The 21,724-nt window shown below is 37.4% G+C and carries 21 protein-coding genes and 2 pseudogenes; 15 read left to right on the top strand and 8 right to left on the bottom strand.

Features of this window, described 5'->3' with window-relative positions:
* Positions 1 to 7: 7 nt before the first annotated feature.
* Both F981_RS19830 and F981_RS19825 read left to right on the top strand, forming a co-directional pair.
* Positions 8 to 769 carry a hypothetical protein gene (locus F981_RS19830; protein WP_004724874.1) on the top strand — a complete coding sequence of 254 codons (762 nt, stop codon included), beginning with the start codon at positions 8 to 10 and terminating at the stop codon, positions 767 to 769.
* A 48-nt stretch (positions 770 to 817) separates the two neighbouring features.
* A complete protein-coding gene (locus tag F981_RS19825; RefSeq protein WP_004724873.1) occupies positions 818 to 1,276 on the top strand; it encodes a DUF2846 domain-containing protein in 459 nt (152 codons plus the stop codon).
* A 109-nt stretch (positions 1,277 to 1,385) separates the two neighbouring features.
* On the opposite strand, the gene F981_RS19820 is transcribed toward F981_RS19825, so the two are convergent.
* Entirely contained in the window at positions 1,386 to 1,952 is a 567-nt protein-coding gene (locus F981_RS19820) for a hypothetical protein (protein WP_004724868.1), read from the bottom strand.
* 11 nt (positions 1,953 to 1,963) lie between these two features.
* Positions 1,964 to 2,473 carry a hypothetical protein gene (locus tag F981_RS19815; RefSeq protein ID WP_004724866.1) on the bottom strand — a complete coding sequence of 170 codons (510 nt, stop codon included), beginning with the start codon at positions 2,471 to 2,473 and terminating at the stop codon, positions 1,964 to 1,966.
* 336 nt (positions 2,474 to 2,809) lie between these two features.
* Between F981_RS19815 and F981_RS23470 the strand changes: the two are divergent.
* A pseudogene (locus tag F981_RS23470) lies at positions 2,810 to 3,031 on the top strand (transposase); the annotation flags it as partial.
* Between the two features lie 566 nt (positions 3,032 to 3,597).
* Here F981_RS23470 and F981_RS19810 read toward each other — a convergent pair.
* From F981_RS19810 to F981_RS19795, 4 genes and pseudogenes are all read right to left on the bottom strand, one after another.
* Positions 3,598 to 4,404, bottom strand: a complete 807-nt coding sequence (locus tag F981_RS19810; protein ID WP_004724865.1) for an alpha/beta hydrolase — start codon at positions 4,402 to 4,404, stop codon at positions 3,598 to 3,600.
* 402 nt (positions 4,405 to 4,806) lie between these two features.
* Positions 4,807 to 5,343 carry a DUF4189 domain-containing protein gene (locus F981_RS19805; protein ID WP_004724864.1) on the bottom strand — a complete coding sequence of 179 codons (537 nt, stop codon included), beginning with the start codon at positions 5,341 to 5,343 and terminating at the stop codon, positions 4,807 to 4,809.
* Positions 5,344 to 5,425: 82 nt separating this feature from the next.
* Positions 5,426 to 6,015 (bottom strand): annotated as a pseudogene (locus tag F981_RS19800) (IS1595 family transposase); the annotation flags it as partial.
* 386 nt (positions 6,016 to 6,401) lie between these two features.
* Positions 6,402 to 7,640, bottom strand: a complete 1,239-nt coding sequence (locus F981_RS19795; RefSeq protein WP_004724861.1) for an MFS transporter — start codon at positions 7,638 to 7,640, stop codon at positions 6,402 to 6,404.
* A gap of 188 nt (positions 7,641 to 7,828) precedes the next feature.
* Between F981_RS19795 and F981_RS19790 the strand changes: the two genes are divergently transcribed.
* The 9 genes from F981_RS19790 (at position 7,829) to F981_RS19750 (ending at position 17,401) form a co-directional block, all read left to right on the top strand.
* Entirely contained in the window at positions 7,829 to 8,320 is a 492-nt protein-coding gene (locus F981_RS19790) for a cupin domain-containing protein (RefSeq protein ID WP_004724858.1), read from the top strand.
* A 13-nt stretch (positions 8,321 to 8,333) separates the two neighbouring features.
* Entirely contained in the window at positions 8,334 to 9,338 is a 1,005-nt protein-coding gene (locus tag F981_RS19785; RefSeq protein WP_004724856.1) for a hypothetical protein, read from the top strand.
* A 65-nt stretch (positions 9,339 to 9,403) separates the two neighbouring features.
* Complete coding sequence (locus tag F981_RS19780; RefSeq protein WP_004724855.1) at positions 9,404 to 10,939, top strand: aldehyde dehydrogenase family protein; 1,536 nt, start codon at positions 9,404 to 9,406, stop codon at positions 10,937 to 10,939.
* A gap of 1 nt (position 10,940) precedes the next feature.
* The gene (locus tag F981_RS19775; protein WP_004724853.1) at positions 10,941 to 12,008 is read left to right on the top strand and encodes a maleylacetate reductase; all 1,068 of its coding nucleotides are present in this window, start codon (positions 10,941 to 10,943) and stop codon (positions 12,006 to 12,008) included.
* A 27-nt stretch (positions 12,009 to 12,035) separates the two neighbouring features.
* Positions 12,036 to 12,893 (top strand): dioxygenase family protein, encoded by an 858-nt coding sequence (locus F981_RS19770; RefSeq protein ID WP_004724852.1) that lies wholly within the window; start codon positions 12,036 to 12,038, stop codon positions 12,891 to 12,893.
* Between the two features lie 2 nt (positions 12,894 to 12,895).
* Positions 12,896 to 13,228 (top strand): Rieske (2Fe-2S) protein, encoded by a 333-nt coding sequence (locus F981_RS19765; protein WP_016539591.1) that lies wholly within the window; start codon positions 12,896 to 12,898, stop codon positions 13,226 to 13,228.
* 117 nt (positions 13,229 to 13,345) lie between these two features.
* On the top strand, positions 13,346 to 15,064 hold the full coding sequence (locus F981_RS19760; protein WP_004724850.1) for an arylsulfatase: 1,719 nt from the start codon (positions 13,346 to 13,348) through the stop codon (positions 15,062 to 15,064).
* Between the two features lie 138 nt (positions 15,065 to 15,202).
* Positions 15,203 to 16,177, top strand: coding sequence for a formylglycine-generating enzyme family protein (locus F981_RS19755; protein ID WP_004724849.1), 975 nt, complete (start codon positions 15,203 to 15,205; stop codon positions 16,175 to 16,177).
* A gap of 15 nt (positions 16,178 to 16,192) precedes the next feature.
* A complete protein-coding gene (locus F981_RS19750) occupies positions 16,193 to 17,401 on the top strand; it encodes an OprD family outer membrane porin (RefSeq protein ID WP_004724847.1) in 1,209 nt (402 codons plus the stop codon).
* A 38-nt stretch (positions 17,402 to 17,439) separates the two neighbouring features.
* Here F981_RS19750 and F981_RS19745 read toward each other — a convergent pair whose 3' ends face one another.
* Positions 17,440 to 17,808: a nuclear transport factor 2 family protein gene (locus F981_RS19745; protein ID WP_004724845.1), complete on the bottom strand. Its 369-nt coding sequence runs from the start codon at positions 17,806 to 17,808 to the stop codon at positions 17,440 to 17,442.
* A gap of 155 nt (positions 17,809 to 17,963) precedes the next feature.
* On the opposite strand from F981_RS19745, the gene F981_RS19740 reads away from it, so the two are divergent.
* The 3 genes from F981_RS19740 (at position 17,964) to pcaF (ending at position 20,642) form a co-directional block, all read left to right on the top strand.
* A complete protein-coding gene (locus F981_RS19740; RefSeq protein WP_004724843.1) occupies positions 17,964 to 18,647 on the top strand; it encodes a 3-oxoacid CoA-transferase subunit A in 684 nt (227 codons plus the stop codon).
* A 2-nt stretch (positions 18,648 to 18,649) separates the two neighbouring features.
* Positions 18,650 to 19,303 carry a 3-oxoacid CoA-transferase subunit B gene (locus F981_RS19735; protein ID WP_004724842.1) on the top strand — a complete coding sequence of 218 codons (654 nt, stop codon included), beginning with the start codon at positions 18,650 to 18,652 and terminating at the stop codon, positions 19,301 to 19,303.
* Positions 19,304 to 19,436: 133 nt separating this feature from the next.
* Positions 19,437 to 20,642, top strand: coding sequence for a 3-oxoadipyl-CoA thiolase (gene pcaF, locus F981_RS19730; protein WP_004724834.1), 1,206 nt, complete (start codon positions 19,437 to 19,439; stop codon positions 20,640 to 20,642).
* Here pcaF and F981_RS19725 read toward each other — a convergent pair.
* Entirely contained in the window at positions 20,626 to 21,576 is a 951-nt protein-coding gene (locus tag F981_RS19725) for a LysR family transcriptional regulator (protein ID WP_004724832.1), read from the bottom strand. The genes pcaF and F981_RS19725 overlap by 17 nt on opposite strands.
* Positions 21,577 to 21,724 lie beyond the last annotated feature (148 nt).

The following is a 21,724-nucleotide window of genomic DNA, read 5'->3' as shown; positions in this document are numbered from 1 at the left end:
ATTTTAAATGTTTGATCCAAAAAGAAATAAAGTGGTCTTTTTTGAGTTTACTTTAGGTTACATGCATCATATGACGACAAGTTCTGAGCCATTTCCTCTAGGAAATTCAGCTATTTATTTACTAGATCAAGTTATATCCGGGTACTTAGTTGATATAAAAAAAGATGTTGATATTTATCTACCTACAATACATAGATGGCTTGATATAGCAATTGAAAAAAAAGAGATTTTTGGTCAAGGTGATAGTCTAACATTTTATCACTCTCAATTAATTAAGAACAAAGCATTAGCACTATGGTTGTCTAATACAGTTAATGCTGAGGAAGAGTGGGAAAAGTCTTTTCAATTTTGGTCAAAATTTGATGATCCAAATATTAATATTTATCCGAAAAGGTCCCTTAAAACAGATTTTTTAGATGATTTTATGCAATTGTGTGTGCAATGTGAGCAATATCAAGCAGGTATAGATCGTTTTGAGCAATATCATGGAAAAAAAGAAATCTCTATTAAGCGTAAATTAACACCTCGAGAGTATGGATATTTATTATGTCTAAATCATTTAGAACCGAAATATACTCCTTTAGAACTTGCTGAGTGTGGTGGCAAAATGCTCAGTCGATATATGGAGGAGCCATGGCTGCGTATGGGACTTTATAGTTATGCTGCTACTTGGCTCAAAATAGTCTATTGGGATCATAAAGTTACGACGAATGCATTTGATACAATTAAAAAAGCCTATGAATGTATGCCAAATACAGAACCACTTTAATTAAATAAGCATTCAAATTATGATTTTTTAACTAAGTAGAGTACAAAAATGAATAAAACGTTATTCGCTATATTTGCAACAACATTTCTTTTTACAGGATGTGCGTCTGTACCTGTTGCTAATCAGGAACTAACAGCATCAGCTAAACAATTTAAGCAACCTGAACAAGGTAAATCTGGATTATATATTTACCGTACTGGTGGGTTTGGTGGTGCACTTAAAAAAGATATCAAAATCAATGGTAACTGCATTGGTGAAACAGCACCAAATGTTTTCTTTCATGAGGAAGTTTCAGGCGATCAGGAGTATACCATTTCAACTGAATCAGAATTTTCACCTAATGACCTTAAACTTCAAGCCAAGAGCGGAGAGAATTATTATATTAAACAGTATATGAGACCTGGTCTGGTGGTCGCTGGAGCAGGGCTAAAATTGGTTGATAATGCAGAAGGTCAGAAAGCTATCCAGAAATTGAAACTGGCAGAAAAGGGTACTTGCAATAAATAAAATACTTCCATTTCATGATATCAAATTAATTGAAATTTTTAGATTTTTTATTTATAGACTTCTGAAAATATGGGCAGTTCATCATGATGATAAGCTGCCCCAATAATTTTTAACGAGTTCCCATCTTATTGATAATGGTAATAGGTACTGTATATCCTTGAGTCGCATTAGGTCTTGGTTCGAGGAACTCCTGAATTGGTTGATACGTAATAGGGTCCGCTCGCCATAACTCTACACCATTAACAAGTTCAGTCACAGGTTTTTTTGCTTCTAAATCATTAACCCAAAACACACAACCTTGTTGTTTATTTGGATTTAATTCATAGCCGACTTGGTAACTTTTATTTGGCTGAATATGTACTTTGACTAAATTTGTATAGTTAAATGCACCTCGACCACACCAAATTTGTAAATCATGTTCACCAGCTTGCAGAATTAAAGGCTCTTTGAGCTGATGGTAGCCATTCTCTACTTTCTTTTTATCTACTGCAAAGACAAAAGCAATCGTGTCTGCTAAATATTTACGATCATAGAGATCACCAATGATGGTTGCTGTTTGTGATGGTGCTTGAGGTGGAGAATAGTATTCAATAGCTGGTTTACTCTTGGGTGTACTAATACAACCAATGAAAATGATCGGTACACTTAGAATTGAGATTTTAAAAAATAGATGCATATTCAATCCCTTTATTTATTAATAATGACAGGCATATAAATTTGTTGAGGTTGATTTGCTACTGTATGAGCAAATTGCTTTTCTGTTATCACCTCACCCGTTGTTAAATCTTCAATCCAAAACTGAATGCCTTGTTTATGGCTGTTTTTATCCGCTTGATTGGTTTTGATTTGATATTTTTGCCCTGTTTGAGCAGTAAAATTGAGCTCACCTGAAGAAAATAATTGCTGAGCATCAGAGGTGAAGCGAACAGTTGTCTGTGTGGGTAGAATGGAATAGGTTTTATTCCAGTCTTTTGATTGGTTTAATGTGGCTTTGCCATTGATTTGATTAATATAAATACGGGCATTTACAAACTTAAATGGCGTACTTGTATTTTGAAAACCTTCAATTGTTGCGAGTTGTGCTGAATCAATATTTTGAGGTACTTGATAAAGTAATTCTTTAGGAATCTCTGCAAAGATTACGTGTGAATATAAAAGAGAAGCAAGCGATATTGTCTTAATTAATTTATTATTCATACAAAATTAAGCCTATAATGTTAGAAGCTATCTTTAGAATTTTACTAAAACTGTTCATTAGTAAGTATATAACAAATGACATTGGCTCAGCAGACTACATTTATATTCTTTTAAAGTAACTCATTCTGAATTGCTAAAACAGTACATAATTCTTTCCTAATGACATTTCTTGGAGTGCCTGAAAAAGTGATTCATTTGACGCGAGTGCATCTAAATCCACAGCCAAAACTTAACAATTGCTTTATCCTAGGCCTGTAATTTTTACTATTACAGACTTAAACCAGCTTTATTGAACAAACTTATTCTTAAAGTCTTCTTTAGCAATATAATTTTCGAATAAAGAAGCCTGCGCCAAAACTCTTTCGTACAACTAATTGGTCCTCATATAATCGTGCTTTAACAAATCGTGGAAATATGTCAATTTGGTTTGATACTAAGACTCCATACTATGCTTATTCGCAAGGAAAGCATGGACGAAATCAAACCTATTCCGATACAGCGATTCAATGCTTTTTGATGATCAAATCTCTATTCCGACTTTCTTTGCATATATTAACAGAGCTTTGCTTAAAGCCTCATTAGCTTATAAGGTTTGACTTGGACAGTCCCAAAGTTTTTCAATGTAAACTTCGCGTAAGGGGGGAATTATTACGAGTTTGAAAATTGATACGATATAGAAATAGTATCGAACTCTAATCAGCTAAGGTAAACAAGTCTTGGTTTTGAAATAGATAGATACAAAGAAATTATAATGAAGTAAAAATAGCAGTAAAAAAATTAAATATAAAATATTTTATATATTAAATATTTATACCTTAAATGTGGCTATAACCGCTTCCGCCAAATATCTTAAAGGGAATCAAATGAATAGTTTGATTCCCTTTTTCTTTGGCACAATTTTGGAACTATTCGAAATTGTAGCTGATGACTATTCAAGTCCATTGACGACGCTACGCAACATTTGGCTGCTATTGTATTGATCGCGATCTCAGCGAATAGCGACATCCAGAGCCATTCCAAAATGGACAAAATATTTTTCTATAGATTTTAGCTGCAGGCTTATTCACCTAAGAATCATATTGCTGAATAAGCCTTAGAGATAGGTTTGTGCAACAAAACCGTTTCTAAGCAAAATGCCGCTTTAAAAAGGGTATTACGCATTCTGAATATTGTTCAGGGAAATCTCGGTAAATATAAGTATGTTCTGCATCCGCGAAGATTTTAATTTCTACTTTTGTTACATGGTCGAGCCCTACTTTAAGCCGGTGGCCAAACTCGGGTGGGGTATAAATATCTTTTTCTCCATACATTAATAAGATGGGTGGTTGATATTTTACCTGTGTAGATTTTGCTAACGGATTGAGTTCCTGATTAAGCTTAGGTAGCAGTGTATTTGATACCTTGAGCATTGCATGAGCGACTGGATAATGTTTCCAAAACTCTGGTAATGTCGGAAATGCGCCTTCAAATACTGCAATTTTATATGGGTGTCCATCTTTTGCTAATGAGCATAGTCCCCAAGCTGCACCAAATGACGCACCAATTAAACCTACATTTAATTCGGGTGTTCGCTTTTGAGCATATATCCCTGCATGATATACATCATTGGGATAGTCAAATGAGAATCCTTCACTTTCTCCAAAACCATTAGCATCATAAATAAGTACGTTATAGCCATTTTTTAAAAATAGATCCGCATGTCCGTAACGGAGCCAAAATGCTTTAGCCGCTTTTCCCATTGGATGAGCAAGTACTAAAGTTGCTTTTGCCGCTGGTGCACTTTTCCAATAACCAGCGAGTGTTTGCTGGTCAGTTAAGGGAATAGTGACAGCCTCCCAGTCTTCTTTAGAAATAGCTTGAGGCCAAATCCAAGGTACTTCGAATCTTCCAAAAAATGGCTTTCGTAGAATTTGGTGAGCAATTTTTTTCATTTTGGTTATCCAATATTTTTCAAAGTTTATAATATCTAATAAAGTTCCTTTTTGGAACTTGTATTTCAAAATGTATTACTTATTGATTTTCTTTATGGAAATTGGGTATAGCTCATATTTTAATCATCTTAATGATACATCGGAAAAACATGACGAATACGTTGAAATCAAGAAATGGAATAGATCAATTATCATTTATTTTTTAATTACATATAGAGCTCAATACCCATAATTCGAGTTAATAAGCCAAATTACTGAAAAAAGATCCTGCAATAAAAAAATTGTCGTGTTTTAAAAGTCCAAGTAGTGTTTCTGGCATATTGTTGTTTTACCTTTATGCAGATTAATAAAGGCAAAATCATCATTTGCGGTGTGAACCAGTAAATTATGTTTTTGTTAGTGCTAATATCCGAGACTACAACCAGAATATACAATACGACAAGGTTGTAAATTTTCACTTAAACAAAACACTAATGCACCTTTTTTAGCCCCATCCTCTGAAAAATCAAGTAAAATTTTTGATTTTTGACCATCATTAATTGGATCAGCTATAGCAACACAGCGATTAGAATATGTTTTAGATACTTCACATTTTTGTCCGCCATCCTGTTGACACGCTTTTAATGCTTTTGTTTGTGCCTCATCTTTAGATTTAAAATTTCTTGTAAAACCAATTGGACGCCCTTTTAAGCCTTTACTTTTATCTTCTGCAATTGCACCCCATAATGTTTCAATCATAGGGTACAAAGTTGGATTTTGATTCGTATATCCACCACTTCCTCCACCTGGAATAGGTGCGCAACCTTGAGCACCTTGCCCACCTATTGGATAATAGCCTGAAGGACAATTCCCTTCAGCATGTGCATTCTCAATAGTTAAATAAATGATAAGAATAAAGAAAATGGATAAATAAAAAAACTGATTATTTGTCAATGTCATTCATTAAACTCCTTTAAAATCATGGCTTAATAATAAGGAAAGCTATGAATTATTTTAAATAAATTCTTTATTCTAAAAACTAGCATTTTTTCAAAAACAAGGGAAATGATTCTTTCGGAATACTATTATATTTTCGCAGTATTCTTTTCGCTTGATTCCAAAAATTTTCGATTCCATTAATATGATTTTTCCCATTTGCAAAGCGATTAGAACAATTAATTCTATGATGGCAGAACCCCGCATCATCTAGAGCATTGTAACTACGCCATTGATCAGTATAGACGATGCTATCAGGTGTTATTTTCTTTGCAATTACAGACATTAAGGTACTTGATTTAGTATCTCGAATAACAACGGTATAGGCCACGCCATTACGCTTTAATAATCCAAAAACTATCATTTTATTCGTGGCACCACGACAAGGCTTACCCTTAGAAGTGCAGCCAAAATAGCTTTCATCTAACTTAATCTCACCATCAAATATTTCGAGAGCTTTTATCTCTAAATAATAAGCAATAATTTTACGAATTTTAGTAATGAACAGCGTAGCCGAATTATGATGAATTTCTAATAAATCAGCAGCTGCTCTTGCAGTCAGATCGAGCACGAAAATACTCGAAATTTTAATTGAGTTTTCTTGTTTAATTTACAATTGGTTCGCTTTATTTTCATAGGTTAGCACCTTGTTAATCTAGTATAGCTTCTAATTTTTTATACCCAACGAAATTTTAATAGGGAACTAAATTGCCTAAAACTAATTGATTGTATATAAAACAAAGTTGTTGCTCTCCTTATTTAAAGAGGAAAGAAAATATAAAAATAAAAGGTGTAAATATATTTAAAAGATAAATAATTTAATATGATAGGAACGCAAAATCACCCACTATGAATCAAGGTGGCTTAGTAAAGAATTTTGAAGCATTATCAGCCCTCCTTTTTTAAAGGAGGGTGTTTTATGAATTTTTATCCAATAATTTAGCTTAATTAACTGGCAATACTCACTAGTAGATGCTTTCTTATCAGTTCAAGTTCACTACTATGGGGAGTTTAATTTCAAATCATTCAATACGCTGTATTTTACGAGGAGCTGTTTCTTTAATAAAGAAACTGATGACTACACCAATACTTGTACCGACTAAGCTCAAATAAAAAATATTTTGAATACCATAACGTTCTGCGACTATTCCCGATAGGACTGGCGCAATACCTCCACCAAATATTTCTCCAGCACCGACGACTAAGCCGATTGAAGATGCAACTAAACCCGCGGGCGCAGATTCTGCCGCAATCGGTCCAGAAAGAAGTGCAATCAATCCTAAACTGAAAAAGGACAAAATAAATAATAAACTGAATAGACCAAGTAACGAAGGTGCTGCATTTGAGAATAAAAGAATAAAGATGGTTGAGCCAATGAAACTTAAGATTGATGCTGCACGACGGCCAATCCAGTCAGAGAATGATGGGATCAAGAATTGTCCTAAAAAGCCACCAAAACCAATTGCAGATACAATGATTCCCATGTCCTGTACATTCAATTTAAGGTGATTCTCTAGGTAAAGTGGTAGCATTGCACTGATGACAAATACACAAGACATTGTGCAAAATAATCCAATCATACTGAGTAAAATATTACGGTTTTTTAATACAGCAATCCAATTCACTTTTTCTTGATTCTGAGTTTGTTTCTCTAAAATAAGTAATTGTCCACCTTGCGTTTGTTCAGGTTCACGTAAAACAAAAAAGAGAAATACTGCAAGAATAAAACCAGGAATAGCCACGACCCAGAAAACTTCACGCCATGAAGGAAGAACAAGCATTAATTGCGTCGCAATAATGGGTCCTAATCCTAAACCAAATAAAGCAAATCCACTCTGTTGTAGTCCTTGTAGCATTCCTCTACGTGATGGTTTTGCTGCTACAGCAGTTGCTGCAAAACTGGTCGGACAAAAGGCACCTTCTGAAACACCCATGAGCGCACGTATAAGAATCAAACTGGTTAGCCCCATGGCAGCACCAGAAAATCCAGATGCGAGTGAGAAAACAACCAAAGAAAGAATGAGGATTTTACGATGACCAATTTTATCTGAAAGCCGACCAGCAAAGATTGCGAAAACACCCCAGGTAACACCTAGAGCACCAAAAATTAAACCGACATCTTGATAGTTTAAAGAAAGATCTTTCATGATGGACGGAAGAAGAGGGGCAATGATCCAGCGATCTAATCCGACTAAACCAAATCCGAGTGTGAGTAAAAGTACGATCTTCCATTCGTAAGACGTGTCCCATTGTTTTTGCATTTTGTATTCCTTGTCATTCGCGAAGTGTTTAACTCGCGATTCCTGCGAGTTGACAAAAAGTATAATTTGCTTTTTTGGACTTTTTTGTTCGATTAGACCGAACAGTCTTGTCGATAAAACGTCCATTGTTATCGACTGTGGTATGACTTAATTTTTAATTGTGTCATGAGGACGATTGAGGAAATAGGATGAATACATATACAACAAAATTCGGAAGTATAGATAATTTCGAAAAAGGTTCAATTGAAATGATTCAAGGCAAACCATCACATTATGTATTTTCTAATGTGTTTGAAGTTGCGAGTCTAGCGGAGCCTTATGAAAAAACGGTTGTAGGGATTAATCAAAAATATGTGATCGAATCAATTCGTGCAGAAGGTATTTCAGAGTGGTTCTGTTGTGCACACGATGAATTTGTCATTTCAATGGATTGTGAGGTTCGTGTTGAATTTTTAAAACTGGAACAAGCAATAGATACTTCAATCGAAGGGACTCAGGCTGCAGGTGATCAACCGAAAGGTAAACCCATGGGTTATGTGGTGCTAAAAAAAGGCCATCAAGCCATTCTGCCTGTCGGCACAGCCTATCGTTTCAATAGTCAAAAGCCAGCAACGCTGATTTTACACACAATTAAAGGACCACTTTCTGTCGAGAAATGGTCAGAAATTTGTTTGAAGTAATAGGAGATTAGGGATGAACTCTGCACAAAATACATTTGCAAGTGAGCAAGTTGAAATCATTGGGAAAAATGAAACTACAGGGTATATCACATTTAAACTTGGCAATTTCCTGCTTAGTCGTGATGAGTATTTTGCCAAGATTACATGGACTGCAAAAGGGAGTGAGCACTCACACTTAATGTCTGTCGATGCATTTTTAAGAGCAGTTATGCGTGATGTTGCTTGGGGGGTCTTCTACGGTTGGGTCAACTTCGATCATGTGATTGGAACTCAAAATCACTACGGTAGCGTCGATATGTATGCCGGTACATTTAATGGTGTACTCAATGCTGCTGGTGTGGACTACGTTGAAAATTTTGAAACACCAAAAATCATGGCAACATTTAAAGCCATTTTACATGATTGGGTAAATGCAGATTTTGATCCATTTGCAGCACCGGAAGAAACTGGTAGCGCGTTCGGTCGAAAAAATGGTGAAAATATTGAAGCGATTGATCGTTATCGTATTGCAACCAAGCGCATGCCAGGTATGACAGGAGATTCGCCATTACGTGATGATTTACCAGTCAATCGCCAGTTTGCAGATGTAGATCAAGACGAGCCTTTAGTGCATTGTGAGCCTGGATTTGAAGGTGAACTCAGCGCATTTAATTTGTTTAAATATATGTCTCGTTCAGATGTGACGTGGAATCCGTCAGTGACTTCAGTTTGTAAGGCGAGCTTATTCTGTCCAACCACAGAAGAATATATTTTACCTATTTTCCATGGCAATGACCGTGTGGAATGGTTTATGCAAATTTCTGATGAAATTACATGGGATATTGCTGATAAAAATGATGGAAAACCTTTTGCACGTATTCTCATGAAAGCAGGTGATATCTGTGCAATGCCTGCCAATATTCGTCATCAAGGCTATTCAACAAAACGTTCGATGCTTTTAGTTTGGGAAAATGCAACACCTGATTTACCAGAAAAATATGCATCTGGTGAGTTACCACCTTATCCAGTGTCATTCTAAGCACATGTTCTCGGGCTAAGTTGAACTGTGAAGTAGATTTAGCCCTATTCAAAAGGTTTTTAAATATGAATAAGCAATTACGTGTTGATGGGACAGTTGTACCTGAACAAAAGGTATTGGATCTGATGAAAGTAAATACACAACTTTTTATCAATGGTGAATTTGTTCCTGCCAAAAATGGTGGAACGATTGATGTACTCAATCCAGCAACAGGTGAAGTAATTACCAAAATTGCTGCAGCAGAAGCAGAAGATGTGGATGTTGCAGTGCAAGCCGCACAAAAAGCTTTTCCTGCATGGGCGGAAACACCAGCAGCAGAACGCGGTCGTTTATTATTGAGATTGGCTGATTTGATTGAAGAAAATTCAGAAGAATTGGCTCAGCTTGAATCTTTGGATACTGGGCATCCAATCAAGGATTCACGCCGTTTAGATGTACCGCGTACAGCAGCATGTTTCCGTTATTTTGGTGGTATTGCTGACAAGATTGAAGGCAATGTGATTCCCGTTGAACAAGGTTTTTTAAACTATACCACACGTGAGCCGATTGGCGTGGTTGGTCAAATTGTGCCATGGAACTTCCCACTGATGTTTACCAGTTGGAAACTTGGTCCAGCACTTGCAGCAGGTAATGTTGTGGTGATGAAGCCTTCAGAAATTACACCATTATCCACCCTTAAAATCGCTGAATTGATTAAAAAAGCCGGCTTTCCTGATGGGGTGGTGAATATTGTTCCTGGTTATGGTCATACCGCAGGTCAACGCTTAGCTGATCATCCTGATATTGGAAAAATCTCTTTTACAGGTTCAACACAAACAGGGCGCAGTATTGTCAATGCCTCTTCAGGCAACTTGAAACGTGTACAGCTTGAACTGGGTGGTAAAGGGGCAAATATTGTTTTTGAAGATGCCAATCTTGATGCCGCTGTAAATGGTGCGGCTTGGGCAATTTTCCATAATCAGGGACAAGCATGTATTGCGGGTTCGCGTTTGGTATTACATGAAGAAATTGCAGATCAATTTTTAGAGAAGTTCGTTGCTTTAGCACAATCTATTCGTTTAGGTGATCCTTTAGATCCGAATACAGAAATGGGGCCTTTAACATCAGAATTACATCGTGACAAAGTTTTGGCATACGCCAAAATTGCAGTGGAGCAAGGTGGGAAAATTTTGCTCGGTGGTACTGCGCCGCAAGATGCTCGTTTGAAAAATGGATATTTCGTCATGCCAACTATCGTTGAAGCAAAAGTAGATGATCGTGTTGCGCAAGAAGAAGTTTTCGGTCCTTTTGTTACTGCTATTCGTTTTAAGGATGATGCCGAAGCATTACAAATCGCCAATGGGACTGAATACGGCTTGGGAAGTGGTTTATGGACAAACAATCTACAACGTGCACATTTATTTGCTAAGAAAATCAAAGCTGGCATGTGCTGGATCAATAGCTATAAACGTGTCAATCCAGGTAGCCCATTTGGTGGTGTAGGCAAGTCAGGTTATGGGCGTGAAATGGGCTTTGAGGCGATCCATGACTATACCGAAGTTAAATCGGTATGGGTCAATGTTGATGCCATAATACCGCCGCACTTTCAACGAGGGGAATGAAATGCAAAATTTTCATTATAAAGCACTCCCAATCAATGTTTATTTTGGAAATGCAGAATCGCAAAAGACCAAAAGTATTTTAGTCGACAATGGCTTTTCTTCAGTTCTGGTGATTACAACACCAGAACAAGAAGAAACAGGCTTAATGATGGCAAAGCAGTTGGGTGAATTGGCTGTGGGTGTTTACCCACATGCAGTGATGCATGTTCCAACCGGTGTTGCTGATGAAGCGATTCAGTTTGCAACCAAAAAGAATATTGACTGTTGTTTGGCTTTGGGTGGTGGTTCGACGATTGGACTTGCTAAGGCGATCGCATTAAAAACTGGAATTCCAATTGTCGCTATTCCAACGACTTATGCAGGTAGTGAGATGACCACAGTCTATGGTTTGACTGAAAATAATCTCAAAAAAACAGGCAAAGATATCAAAGTACTTCCTAAAGTCGTGATTTATGACCCTGAATTAAGTCTGACTTTACCTGCTGGTATTTCCGCAAGTTCAGGAATGAATGCAATGGCACATGCGGTTGAGGCACTGTATGCACAGGATAAAAATCCGATTATTAGCATGATGGCAATTGAGTCGATTAAGTCACTTAGTCAGGCTTTGCCAAAAATTGTGAAAAACTCACAAGATATCGAAGCGCGTAAGCAAGCCACTTATGGTGCTTGGCTTGCTGGGATTTGTTTGGGTTCAGTTGGCATGGCAATTCATCACAAACTTTGTCATACCTTGGGTGGAACTTATAATCTACCCCATGCACAGGCACATGCTATTACTTTGGCATATTCAGCACATTATAACCGCAATGCAGATATCCAAGCCATGGATCAACTTGCTCAGGCACTCGGTGGGCAAAGTCATGAACAAGTTGGACAACTGATTTATAAACTTAATCAACAACTGGGTATTCCATTGGCTTTAAAAGATATTGGGTTACCAGAAGACGGTCCAAGCGAAGTGGCTCGCATTACCTGTGAAAGTCCATATTACAATCCGAGAAGTTATGAAAGAGATGAATTGGAAACACTTCTTCAACGGGCTTATCTCGGTTTAGAGCCGAGATAATTTGCTTGATCAAAATGGAGTTTTGATATGCATGACGTCACGATGAGTGCAATAAATAGTTTTGAACAGATTCAAAATCCACGTTCTAAAATGTTAATCCAAAAATTAGTTAAAGCGATTCATCAATATATCAATGAGGTGGAATTAACCCAATCAGAGTGGGAAGTGGCAATAGATTTCTTGACGCGAACAGGGCAACTTTGTCATGACCAGCGTCAAGAATATATTTTACTTTCAGATGTACTTGGCGTATCTATGTTGGTGGATGAAATTAACCATAGCAAAAATCTAGCACAAACACCGAGTACTGTTTTTGGTCCATTTTTTATTGCCAATATGCCGATCCGCAACTATGCAGAAAGTATTAGTGAGGAAAATATTGGTGATGAAATTCCCCTGCTGGTTAAAGGGAAAATTTTAAATCAGCAGGGTGAAGCAATCGTGGGTGCCAAAATAGAAGTATGGCAAACAGCAGAAAATGGCATGTATTCGGGGCAAGATCCTCTGCAAGCAATCTCCAACTTACGTGGTGCATTTATCAGTCAGATGCAGGGTGAATATGCATTTAAATCTATTTTACCAGTCAGTTATCAGATTCCTTCTGATGGAACAGTAGGTGAACTTTTAAATTATTCCAAACGTCATTTTTGGCGGCCTGCACATATTCATTTCATGATCACAGCTGAAGGGTATCAACCTTTGGTCACTCACTTATTTATTCAGGATGATGAATATTTGAATGCTGATGCCGTATTTGGCGTCAAAGATCGGTTAATTGTTGGTTTTCAGCAACAGTGTTCCAGCGTGGAAGATCAGACTCAATTTACCTTCAATCAAAACTATAACTTAATCGAATATGACTTTGTTCTCAGTCAAGGGGAATGATGATGTCGACACGAATCAAGCTTTGTGAGGTCGATGATTTTTCAGATCAACAGGTCTTAAAAGTCAATCATCCGTTAAAAATAGACAAAAGCATTGTGATTATTCGCAAAGATGGGAAGTTTTACAGTTATGAAAATGTTTGCCCTCATTTTTTAGTACAGCTTGATTATCGTTCAGGGCAATTTTCAATTTACCAAAATCAAGTGATCATGTGCGCACACCATTCAGCACTTTTTGATATAGAAACAGGTTTATGTATCGATGGACCATGTAAAGGTCAAAGTTTAATTAAAGTTGAAAATGAACAAATTAATCAAGATATCTATTTTAAATAATTGTTCTGAATTCGTGAACACTGAAGTTGATCAAAGATGATTTTTTAAGCGATGGAACTAGATTAATTTAGACATGTTTAGGATGACATTTAATTTAACTAAATTAAGGAAAATTCAATGGTTATGAAGAAACTTATACTCGCATTATTTATACCGACAATACTTGTTTCGTCTTTGGCGTTTGCAGCTGACATTAAAAAGCCCAATGTTTTGGTGATTGTGGCTGACGATCTTGGGTTTTCTGATACAGAACCTTTTGGTGGTGAGATTTCTACCCCGAATATTAAAAAATTGGCTAAAGAAGGTGCTATTTTAACTAATTTTCATACGGGTCCTACTTGCTCAGTGACACGTTCAATGTTGTTGACAGGTAACGATAGTCACCAAGCTGGCTTTGGTACGATGGCAGAATATTTACAACCAGAACAGAAAGGTAAATCAGGTTATGAAGGTCGTTTGAATAATCGTGTTATTACCCTAGCTGAAATTTTAAAAACGCAGGGATATGTATCATTCGTTACAGGTAAATGGCATTTGGGTGCAACGGAAGATAGCCATGCAAAAGCGCGTGGCTTCGATCGCTCATTTACACTCATGCCAGGAGGTGCTGCACATATGGATGCTAGCCAAATGTTCCCTGGAAATTATAAAGCACGATATTTTGAAGATGGTCAGGAGGCAACTTTACCAAAAGAATTTTATTCAAGTGACTTCTTTACCAGTAAAATGATTTCCTATATGGAAAATGACCGTAAAAAAGGTCAACCATTCTTTGGATATTTGGCTTTTACTGCACCACACTGGCCTTTACAAGCACCAGATCAATATTTAAAGAAATATGATGGATACTACAAAGATGGCTATGAAAAAATTCGTCAAACACGCTTAGAGCGTATGATCAAATTAGGCATTATGCCAAAAGGAACCAAGGTTAATAACCCGTTGGCAGATGCATTCCCAGCTTGGGATAAGTTAACCGAGGTACAGAAAAAAGATCAAGTGAAGACCATGCAAATTTATGCAGCGATGATTGATAACATGGATCACAATATTGGTCGTGTGATTGATTATCTCAAACGTAGTGGTGAACTTGATAATACTTTGATTTTATTTATGTCTGATAATGGTGCAGAGTCTGCCACACCAGAATCATTAGGCACCACTGAAGACAAAAATGGTATTCGTGAATGGGTAGATACCACATTTGATAACAGCCCAGAAAATATGGGTAAAAAAGGTTCTTATGTAACACTTGGGCCTCAATGGGCGCAGGTTGCATCAACGCCACTGCCTTATTTCAAAAGTATTTTGTCAAATGGTGGAATTCATGTTCCAGCCATTATTCGCTATCCAAGCGAAATTAAATCTGGACAGATTCAACCTGAAACGATTCATGTGATCGACTTTGTCCCAACAATACTTGAGCTGACAGGTGCTCAAAGACCTGAAAGTTATAAAGGTAACCCATTATTAAAAATGGAAGGTCGTTCATTCTTATCTGCATTTAAGGGAAGAGCATTACCAGAACGTGCATTAGGGTGGGAATTTAATACACGCAGAGCTTTGTATAAGGGCGATTGGGCTGTTCAATATCAAGCACCACCTTATGGCACTGGTGAATGGGAACTTTATAATCGAAAAATTGATCCATCATTCTTGAAGAATTTGTCATCTCAAAATCCAACAAAATTGCAAGAGTTAGCAAAAGATTGGGCGGATTACGCACAGCGTGTTGGTGTGGTGGAGGCTCCTGTTCGTTATAAATATGGTCAAATGAACTGCTTCTACGATAAGTGTATTCAACCTGAGTTCTTAAAAAAATTATCTAAGCAATAACCCATATAGAAACCAAAAGTAGTTTTTTATTGAATCAAGGTACGAGCTTATCAATGTTGATTGATCATCTACTGGTGATGGGCTCATCTTGTATTCACTAGAAAATATCATTTTGCTGGTTGTCTAAGAGATGTTGGCATGAAGAGTTTTCATAGTGTAGTGCTGTTGGGGAGTATTTTTCTAGCAGCCTGTGGTGCTCCTCCAAAGCAGGAACACGTAAAAACTTCACCGAAGTTAGGAAGTTTAGCTCAATGTAAACAATATTTGGGACTTCCTCATGATTGGCGAAAAGACCCTCAGGCAGGTATGGTCAAAATTCATGGTGGAACGTTCAATATTGGGAACAATAAAAGCTACCCAGAAGAGCAAGCACTTTATAAAAGTGAGCGTACAGTCAGTGACTTCTGGATCGATGCGACAGAAGTTACTAATGCACAGTTTCAAAGTTTTGTAAACGAAACAGGTTATGTGACTGAAGCGGAAAAGCAGGGTGAAGCAGCTGTATTTTATCAACCGACACAGCCAGTATCAGAATTGGCATGGTGGAGTTTAGTCAAAGGAGCAAACTGGAAGCAGCCTTGGGGAGAAAATGTCGAACGGAAAACTCAGGCAAATGAACCTGTCCGGATGATTACACTGAAAGATGCGTTAGCTTATGCAAACTGGTTAGGTCGAGATTTACCAACTGAAGAGCAATGGGAATATGCAGCTAAAGGTTTTAGTAAAATAAATGAAACTCATGCCGATAGCGAACATGTTGATGCGAATATTTGGCAAGGAGAGTTTCCATATCAAAATGAAAATAAAGACGGTTTTACCGATGTTGCACCTGTAGGATGTTTCAAAGCCAATGGTTTTGGTTTATTCGACATGATTGGAAATGTTTGGGAATACACAAATAGTCCATTTAAAGGGACGCATGATGATCACATGGGCATGCAACAACTTAATACGAATCAAGCCCAAACATTTAATCGTTACACCATCAAAGGAGGATCATTCCTTTGTGCAGTGAACTATTGTCAGCGATATCGAGCTTCAGCCAGACACCCGCAAGAAATTGATTTAGGTATAAGTCATGTGGGATTTAGAACGGTAAAAAACATACTATAAATTAATGGATTAATGATGAAAAAAACACTTTATATTGTGCCATTGGCTTGTGCCATGGCTGCAACGGGTAACTATGTCTTTGCAAAAGATGTCAATATTGATGTAACCCTGAAAAACTTATACGCAAATCGTGATCCTGATGAACAGACTAAACCAATTACTGGAAGCTGGAGTCAAAGTGTTATTGCACGTGGTAATACTCAATATGCATTATCAGATGACACAAAGTTGCTTTTTACTGGATCGGTACAATATGCGAGACGTTTGAGCGAAGATAAGCATTTAAATGACATGATTTTACCTTTTGATGTAAATACACAAAAACAGGCTTCAAGCTATAATAAAGTAGCTGGGTCAATGGGTGTACAGCATAAAAATCACAAAGTCACTTGGGGAGAACAATGGGTAGATACGCCACTGGCGACTACAGATTATAGTCGGCAACTGATCACTATTTATCAAGGTCTATTATATTCTGGTCAATTGAATAAACAGTTAAATGTGGATATTGGCTATTTAGATAAATATTCACCACGAAATGAAGAAGATTTTAGAAAAATTTCTGTCAACAAAAAAGAATCTGATGGATTGGCTTATATTGATTTAAAGCACAAAGCTTTCGATAATAAATTACAGACTCAGATTTTTGTGAGTGAATTAGAAGATTTATATAATCAATACTCTATAGGACTGAACTATAAAAATAGTATTGAACAATTTAGATTCAATACTAAATTTAGATATTATTATACAGAAGAAACAGGTGTTGAACTGCTTGGTGATATTGATAACCAATATATTGGGCTACTTCACGAGATTAGTTACGGGCCAAATACTATTGGTTTGGGCATACAAAAAATTGAAGGAGATAGTAATTTTCCAATGTTAGATGGTGCCGTTCCTGTCCTCAGTTATATTAACTGGACACAAGGTACATTCAATAAGGCAAATGAACTTTCATATCATGTTACCTTTAATCATGATGCAAGTTGGGCATTACCAGGTTTAAATCTTTTACTCCGTTATGTAGATGGCCAAAACTATATGATCAATGGTCAAAAAGGATTTGATGAAAGTGAATTTGATATCATTATGAATTATCGTATGAATGAAGGACGATTTAAAGGACTTGGTTTTCAGTGGCTAAACTTAAATTATAAAAATGATCTTAAAGGTGATTACATTGAGAATAGATTCTTTACCACTTATACGATGAATTTTTAAAGGTTTTAGAATCAAGAGGGGATTTTCCCCCCTTTGATTTATTTTATAGGCGTCGGTTGATAAGCAAAAAGAACAACACTATCTTTGGTTTTTTTCCATATCGACAGTGTGCGATTTTTTAATTTAACAGGTTTACCTTGTAAAAGCAGTTCAGCTTCAAATATTGCAAAAGTTAAAAGGTTATCTGAAAACTCGACAATATTTTCAATATTATAATCAATTGTTTTATAAATATAATACTGACTTTCTAATTTTTGCATATAGCTAGAAAGATGATCTATTTTAGCACTACTATGCACATAGATCAGTTCTGGATCACATAAGCTTTCAAATTTTTTATAATCTTTTTGTGTTAAGGCTTGAAAGCGTTCTTTCTCAGCCATTTTTACAAGGTGAATATAATCCATAAAATAAAATCCGAGGTTTAAATCATTTATTCTATTTCAAATTGGAGGAGGAATTTGTTTCTAAAATGGAAACAATCAGTTTGTATAATTAAAAGAATAGACAATTTCTTTATTCAATATAATAAATATAAGCCTATAAATGATAAGTAAGTCCTATGATAGATAAAAGTGCGGCATCCTTAGCCGAGATGCTCTCTCAAATCCAAGATAGATCGACCATTATGATTGGTGGCTTTGGAACAGCAGGACAGCCCGCAGAGCTGATCGATGGGCTGATTGAACTTGGCGTTAAAGATCTGGTGATTGTCAATAACAATGCAGGCAATGGCGATTACGGTCTGGCTAAACTGCTTAAATCGGGTGCAGTCCGTAAAATCATTTGTTCTTTCCCACGTCAGTCTGATTCTTGGGTATTTGATGAACTCTATCATGCTGGCAAGATCGAACTGGAACTGGTTCCTCAAGGTAATCTCGCGTGTCGTATTCAAGCTGCTGGGATGGGTTTAGGTGCAGTGTTTACCCCAACAGGTTTTGGCACCTTATTGGCAGATGGTAAAGAAACCCGTCATATCGATGGCAAAGACTACGTGCTTGAATATCCAATTAAAGCAGACTTCGCACTGATTAAAGCACATCAAGGCGACCGTTGGGGCAACTTGGTTTATAACAAATCAGCACGTAACTTTGGTCCAATCATGGCGATGGCTGCAGATGTCACCATTGCACAGGTTTCAGAGGTGGTTGAATTAGGTCAACTCGATCCTGAACACATTATTACCCCAGGAATTTTTGTTCAGCATGTGGTTGCAGTTGATACAGCCAATGGTAATGGAGAATAACAATGAGCTACCAAAAACTAAGCCGTGACCAAATTGCTGAACGTGTTGCCCAAGATATTCCCGATGGTGCTTATGTCAATTTAGGCATTGGTTTACCGACCAAGATTTCAAAATATCTGCCAACAGACAAAGATGTATTTTTGCATTCTGAAAATGGTTTATTGGCTTTTGGTCCTCCACCTGCCAAAGGTGAAGAAGATCCTGAGCTGATTAATGCAGGCAAGGAATATGTCACCATGCTAACGGGTGGCTCGTTTTTCCATCATGGTGATTCTTTTGCCATGATGCGTGGCGGACATCTGGATATTGCTGTATTGGGTGCATTCCAAGTGGCAGCCAATGGCGATCTTGCCAACTGGCATACTGGTGCGCCAGATGCGATTCCTGCCGTGGGTGGTGCAATGGATTTAGCTGTAGGGGCCAAGAAAGTCTTTATCACCACAGATCATGTAACAAAACAAGGTGAACCTAAGATTGTTGAAGAACTAAGCTATCCCGTGACAGGTAAGCATTGTGTTGATCGTATTTATACTGACTTATGCGTAATTGATGTGACCGCAGAGGGTTTAAAAGTGCTTGAAAAAGTTGCAGGTCTGAGCTTTGAAGAGTTACAGGCTTTGACGGGTGCTCATTTGATTGATGCGACACAGGGATAATAAATCCCTCCCTACCTCCCTTTAAGAAAGGGAGGAGTTCTTCTCTTTCATAAAGATAAGAGAGAAAGTCTCTCTTTAAAAAGGTGAGAAGCACTGCTTCGCAAGGGGGGATTCAATATAAAAGGAAAGACACATGAAAAACGCTTACATCATAGATGCCATCCGTACCCCATTTGGTCGTTATGCCGGTGGTCTTGCGCCAGTACGCGCAGATGACCTCGGTGCAATTCCAATTCAAGCATTGATACAACGTAATCCAACGGTAGATTGGCAGCAAGTCGATGATGTGATTTATGGCTGTGCCAATCAGGCCGGTGAAGACAATCGTAATGTTGGGCGTATGTCAGCATTATTGGCAGGTGTGCCCTACCAAGTGCCAGCAACCACTGTGAACCGTCTATGTGGATCATCACTGGATGCGATTGCCATGGCAGCTCGCGCCATTAAAGCCAATGAAGCAGATTTAATCATTGCCGGTGGTGTAGAAAGCATGAGCCGTGCGCCCTATGTGATGGGCAAGTCGGACAGTGCTTTTGGACGCAGTCAAAAGATTGAAGACACCACCATGGGCTGGCGCTTTATCAATCCAAAACTCAAAGAATTGTATGGTGTGGACAGCATGCCACAAACCGCTGAAAACGTGGCAGAACAATTCAATATTAACCGTGCGGATCAAGATCAGTTTGCGCTAAACAGCCAACAACGTACCGCGGTAGCACAAGCTCAAGGCTTTTTCAAAAATGAGATTGTGCCCATCACTATTCCACAGCGTAAAGGTGATGCTGTGCTTGTGGATACCGATGAACATCCACGTGCATCAACCACTTTAGCTGCACTGACAAAACTTAAAGGAGTGGTCAAAGCTGATGGTACGGTCACGGCGGGAAATGCGTCTGGGATTAATGATGGTGCAGCAGCGTTATTGATCGCCTCAGATGAAGCTGTAGAAAAATACCAATTAAAACCACGTGGCAAAATTATTGCAGCAACCACGGTAGGTGTTGAGCCACGAATTATGGGCTTTGCACCAGCGCCTGCAATCAAGAAACTGCTTAAACAAGCTGATCTTAGTTTAGCGCAAATGGATGTGATTGAACTGAATGAAGCTTTTGCTGCCCAAGCTTTGGCGGTAACCCGTGATTTAGGTTTGGCAGATGATGATGCACGCGTCAATCCCAATGGTGGGGCGATTGCTTTAGGTCATCCTTTGGGTGCATCAGGTGCCAGACTGGTGACCACTGCCTTAAATCAACTTGAACAGATCAAAGGTAAATATGCCCTATGTTCAATGTGTATTGGGGTAGGGCAAGGTATTGCCTTGATTATTCAAATAACTTAACTTTATCAGATAAGTGATTATGTTGTATTAATTCAATATCCCAATCAGGAATTGTATCTAGACGAGCAATTAAAAAGTCTAAAAGTTTACGAATTTTTGAAAGATTTTTTGAATTCGCAGGAAAGACGGCTCGTAAGCTATAATTTAATAATGGAAAGTCAGATAGGATGGCGGTAAGTTGGTTGTTCATTAAGTATTTATGGGCAACTAACGTAGGTAGACATACTATCCCCCCTTCACTTAACGCAAAATCACGCAATAAATGAACTGATGAAGATACGATCTGTATATTTATTTCCATCTCTTTAAATTCATTATCATTTAAATATTGAATTCTATTTCGAGTAGGGTAGCCAGAGTAATATCCAATTTGAATTTCTTTTAACTGTTCAGGAACTAGAATATGTTTAATATTCTGGAGATACTTAGGCGAGCAACATAAGACACGATTGACATTAAATAGTTTACGTTCAATTAAGCTTTCACCTGTTGGAGGAAACATTTGAAAAACAATGTCAAAACCTTCTGCAATAGGATCAATAATTCGATCATTGACGACAATATCGATATCTAGATCAGGGTACTCTTTTAAAAAAGTAGCTAAAAAATGACCAAAATAATCTATGGCAAAACCAGGTGCCATATGGATTCTCAGACGACCTTGCATTTTTGAAGTAGCATGTGCCATTTCATCAGCTAGTATTTCAAAACTTTTTATAAGCGATGCGCACTCCCTATAATATTTTTCACCAATATCTGAAAGCCTTACGGAGCGGGTGCTACGGTGAAAAAGTGGCGCTTTAATAAAATTTTCTAGTTGTTGAATTCGATTGCTAATTACTGATCGAGTTACTCCTAATTGTTCTGCAGCTTTAATAAAGCTGCCACTCTCAGCTACTCTTACAAATGCTTCCATGCATTGTAATTTATCCATTTCAGCGTTCCTCTAATAATTTCTTAATTTTGCTGGTAAAATTAAAATTTCTTAATTCCATAATAGCATTTGTTAGACTAAAATTTAGTTTGGAGTTTATTTACAAGTATAGGCGAAATCAGCAATATAATTTTAAGATGAACAAGTC

Origin of the sequence: Acinetobacter guillouiae CIP 63.46 (assembly GCF_000368145.1) — a bacterium.
GTDB lineage: Bacteria > Pseudomonadota > Gammaproteobacteria > Pseudomonadales > Moraxellaceae > Acinetobacter > Acinetobacter guillouiae.
This window is presented reverse-complemented; position numbering and strand designations above follow the sequence as displayed.

Excerpts from the sequence above, each read along its gene's own strand:
- F981_RS19755 (WP_004724849.1), top strand. The coding sequence starts at position 15,203 with ATGAAGAGTTTTCATAGTGTAGTGCTGTTGGGGAGTATTTTTCTAGCA.
- F981_RS19770 (WP_004724852.1), top strand. The coding sequence starts at position 12,036 with ATGCATGACGTCACGATGAGTGCAATAAATAGTTTTGAACAGATTCAA.
- F981_RS19775 (WP_004724853.1), top strand. The coding sequence starts at position 10,941 with ATGCAAAATTTTCATTATAAAGCACTCCCAATCAATGTTTATTTTGGA.
- F981_RS19795 (WP_004724861.1), bottom strand. The coding sequence starts at position 7,640 with ATGCAAAAACAATGGGACACGTCTTACGAATGGAAGATCGTACTTTTA.
- F981_RS19830 (WP_004724874.1), top strand. The coding sequence starts at position 8 with ATGTTTGATCCAAAAAGAAATAAAGTGGTCTTTTTTGAGTTTACTTTA.
- F981_RS19790 (WP_004724858.1), top strand. The coding sequence starts at position 7,829 with ATGAATACATATACAACAAAATTCGGAAGTATAGATAATTTCGAAAAA.
- F981_RS19805 (WP_004724864.1), bottom strand. The coding sequence starts at position 5,343 with ATGACATTGACAAATAATCAGTTTTTTTATTTATCCATTTTCTTTATT.
- F981_RS19725 (WP_004724832.1), bottom strand. The coding sequence starts at position 21,576 with ATGGATAAATTACAATGCATGGAAGCATTTGTAAGAGTAGCTGAGAGT.
- F981_RS19760 (WP_004724850.1), top strand. The coding sequence starts at position 13,346 with ATGGTTATGAAGAAACTTATACTCGCATTATTTATACCGACAATACTT.
- F981_RS19810 (WP_004724865.1), bottom strand. The coding sequence starts at position 4,404 with ATGAAAAAAATTGCTCACCAAATTCTACGAAAGCCATTTTTTGGAAGA.
- F981_RS19785 (WP_004724856.1), top strand. The coding sequence starts at position 8,334 with ATGAACTCTGCACAAAATACATTTGCAAGTGAGCAAGTTGAAATCATT.
- F981_RS19745 (WP_004724845.1), bottom strand. The coding sequence starts at position 17,808 with ATGGATTATATTCACCTTGTAAAAATGGCTGAGAAAGAACGCTTTCAA.
- pcaF (WP_004724834.1), top strand. The coding sequence starts at position 19,437 with ATGAAAAACGCTTACATCATAGATGCCATCCGTACCCCATTTGGTCGT.
- F981_RS19750 (WP_004724847.1), top strand. The coding sequence starts at position 16,193 with ATGAAAAAAACACTTTATATTGTGCCATTGGCTTGTGCCATGGCTGCA.
- F981_RS19740 (WP_004724843.1), top strand. The coding sequence starts at position 17,964 with ATGATAGATAAAAGTGCGGCATCCTTAGCCGAGATGCTCTCTCAAATC.
- F981_RS19735 (WP_004724842.1), top strand. The coding sequence starts at position 18,650 with ATGAGCTACCAAAAACTAAGCCGTGACCAAATTGCTGAACGTGTTGCC.
- F981_RS19765 (WP_016539591.1), top strand. The coding sequence starts at position 12,896 with ATGTCGACACGAATCAAGCTTTGTGAGGTCGATGATTTTTCAGATCAA.
- F981_RS19820 (WP_004724868.1), bottom strand. The coding sequence starts at position 1,952 with ATGCATCTATTTTTTAAAATCTCAATTCTAAGTGTACCGATCATTTTC.
- F981_RS19780 (WP_004724855.1), top strand. The coding sequence starts at position 9,404 with ATGAATAAGCAATTACGTGTTGATGGGACAGTTGTACCTGAACAAAAG.
- F981_RS19815 (WP_004724866.1), bottom strand. The coding sequence starts at position 2,473 with ATGAATAATAAATTAATTAAGACAATATCGCTTGCTTCTCTTTTATAT.
- F981_RS19825 (WP_004724873.1), top strand. The coding sequence starts at position 818 with ATGAATAAAACGTTATTCGCTATATTTGCAACAACATTTCTTTTTACA.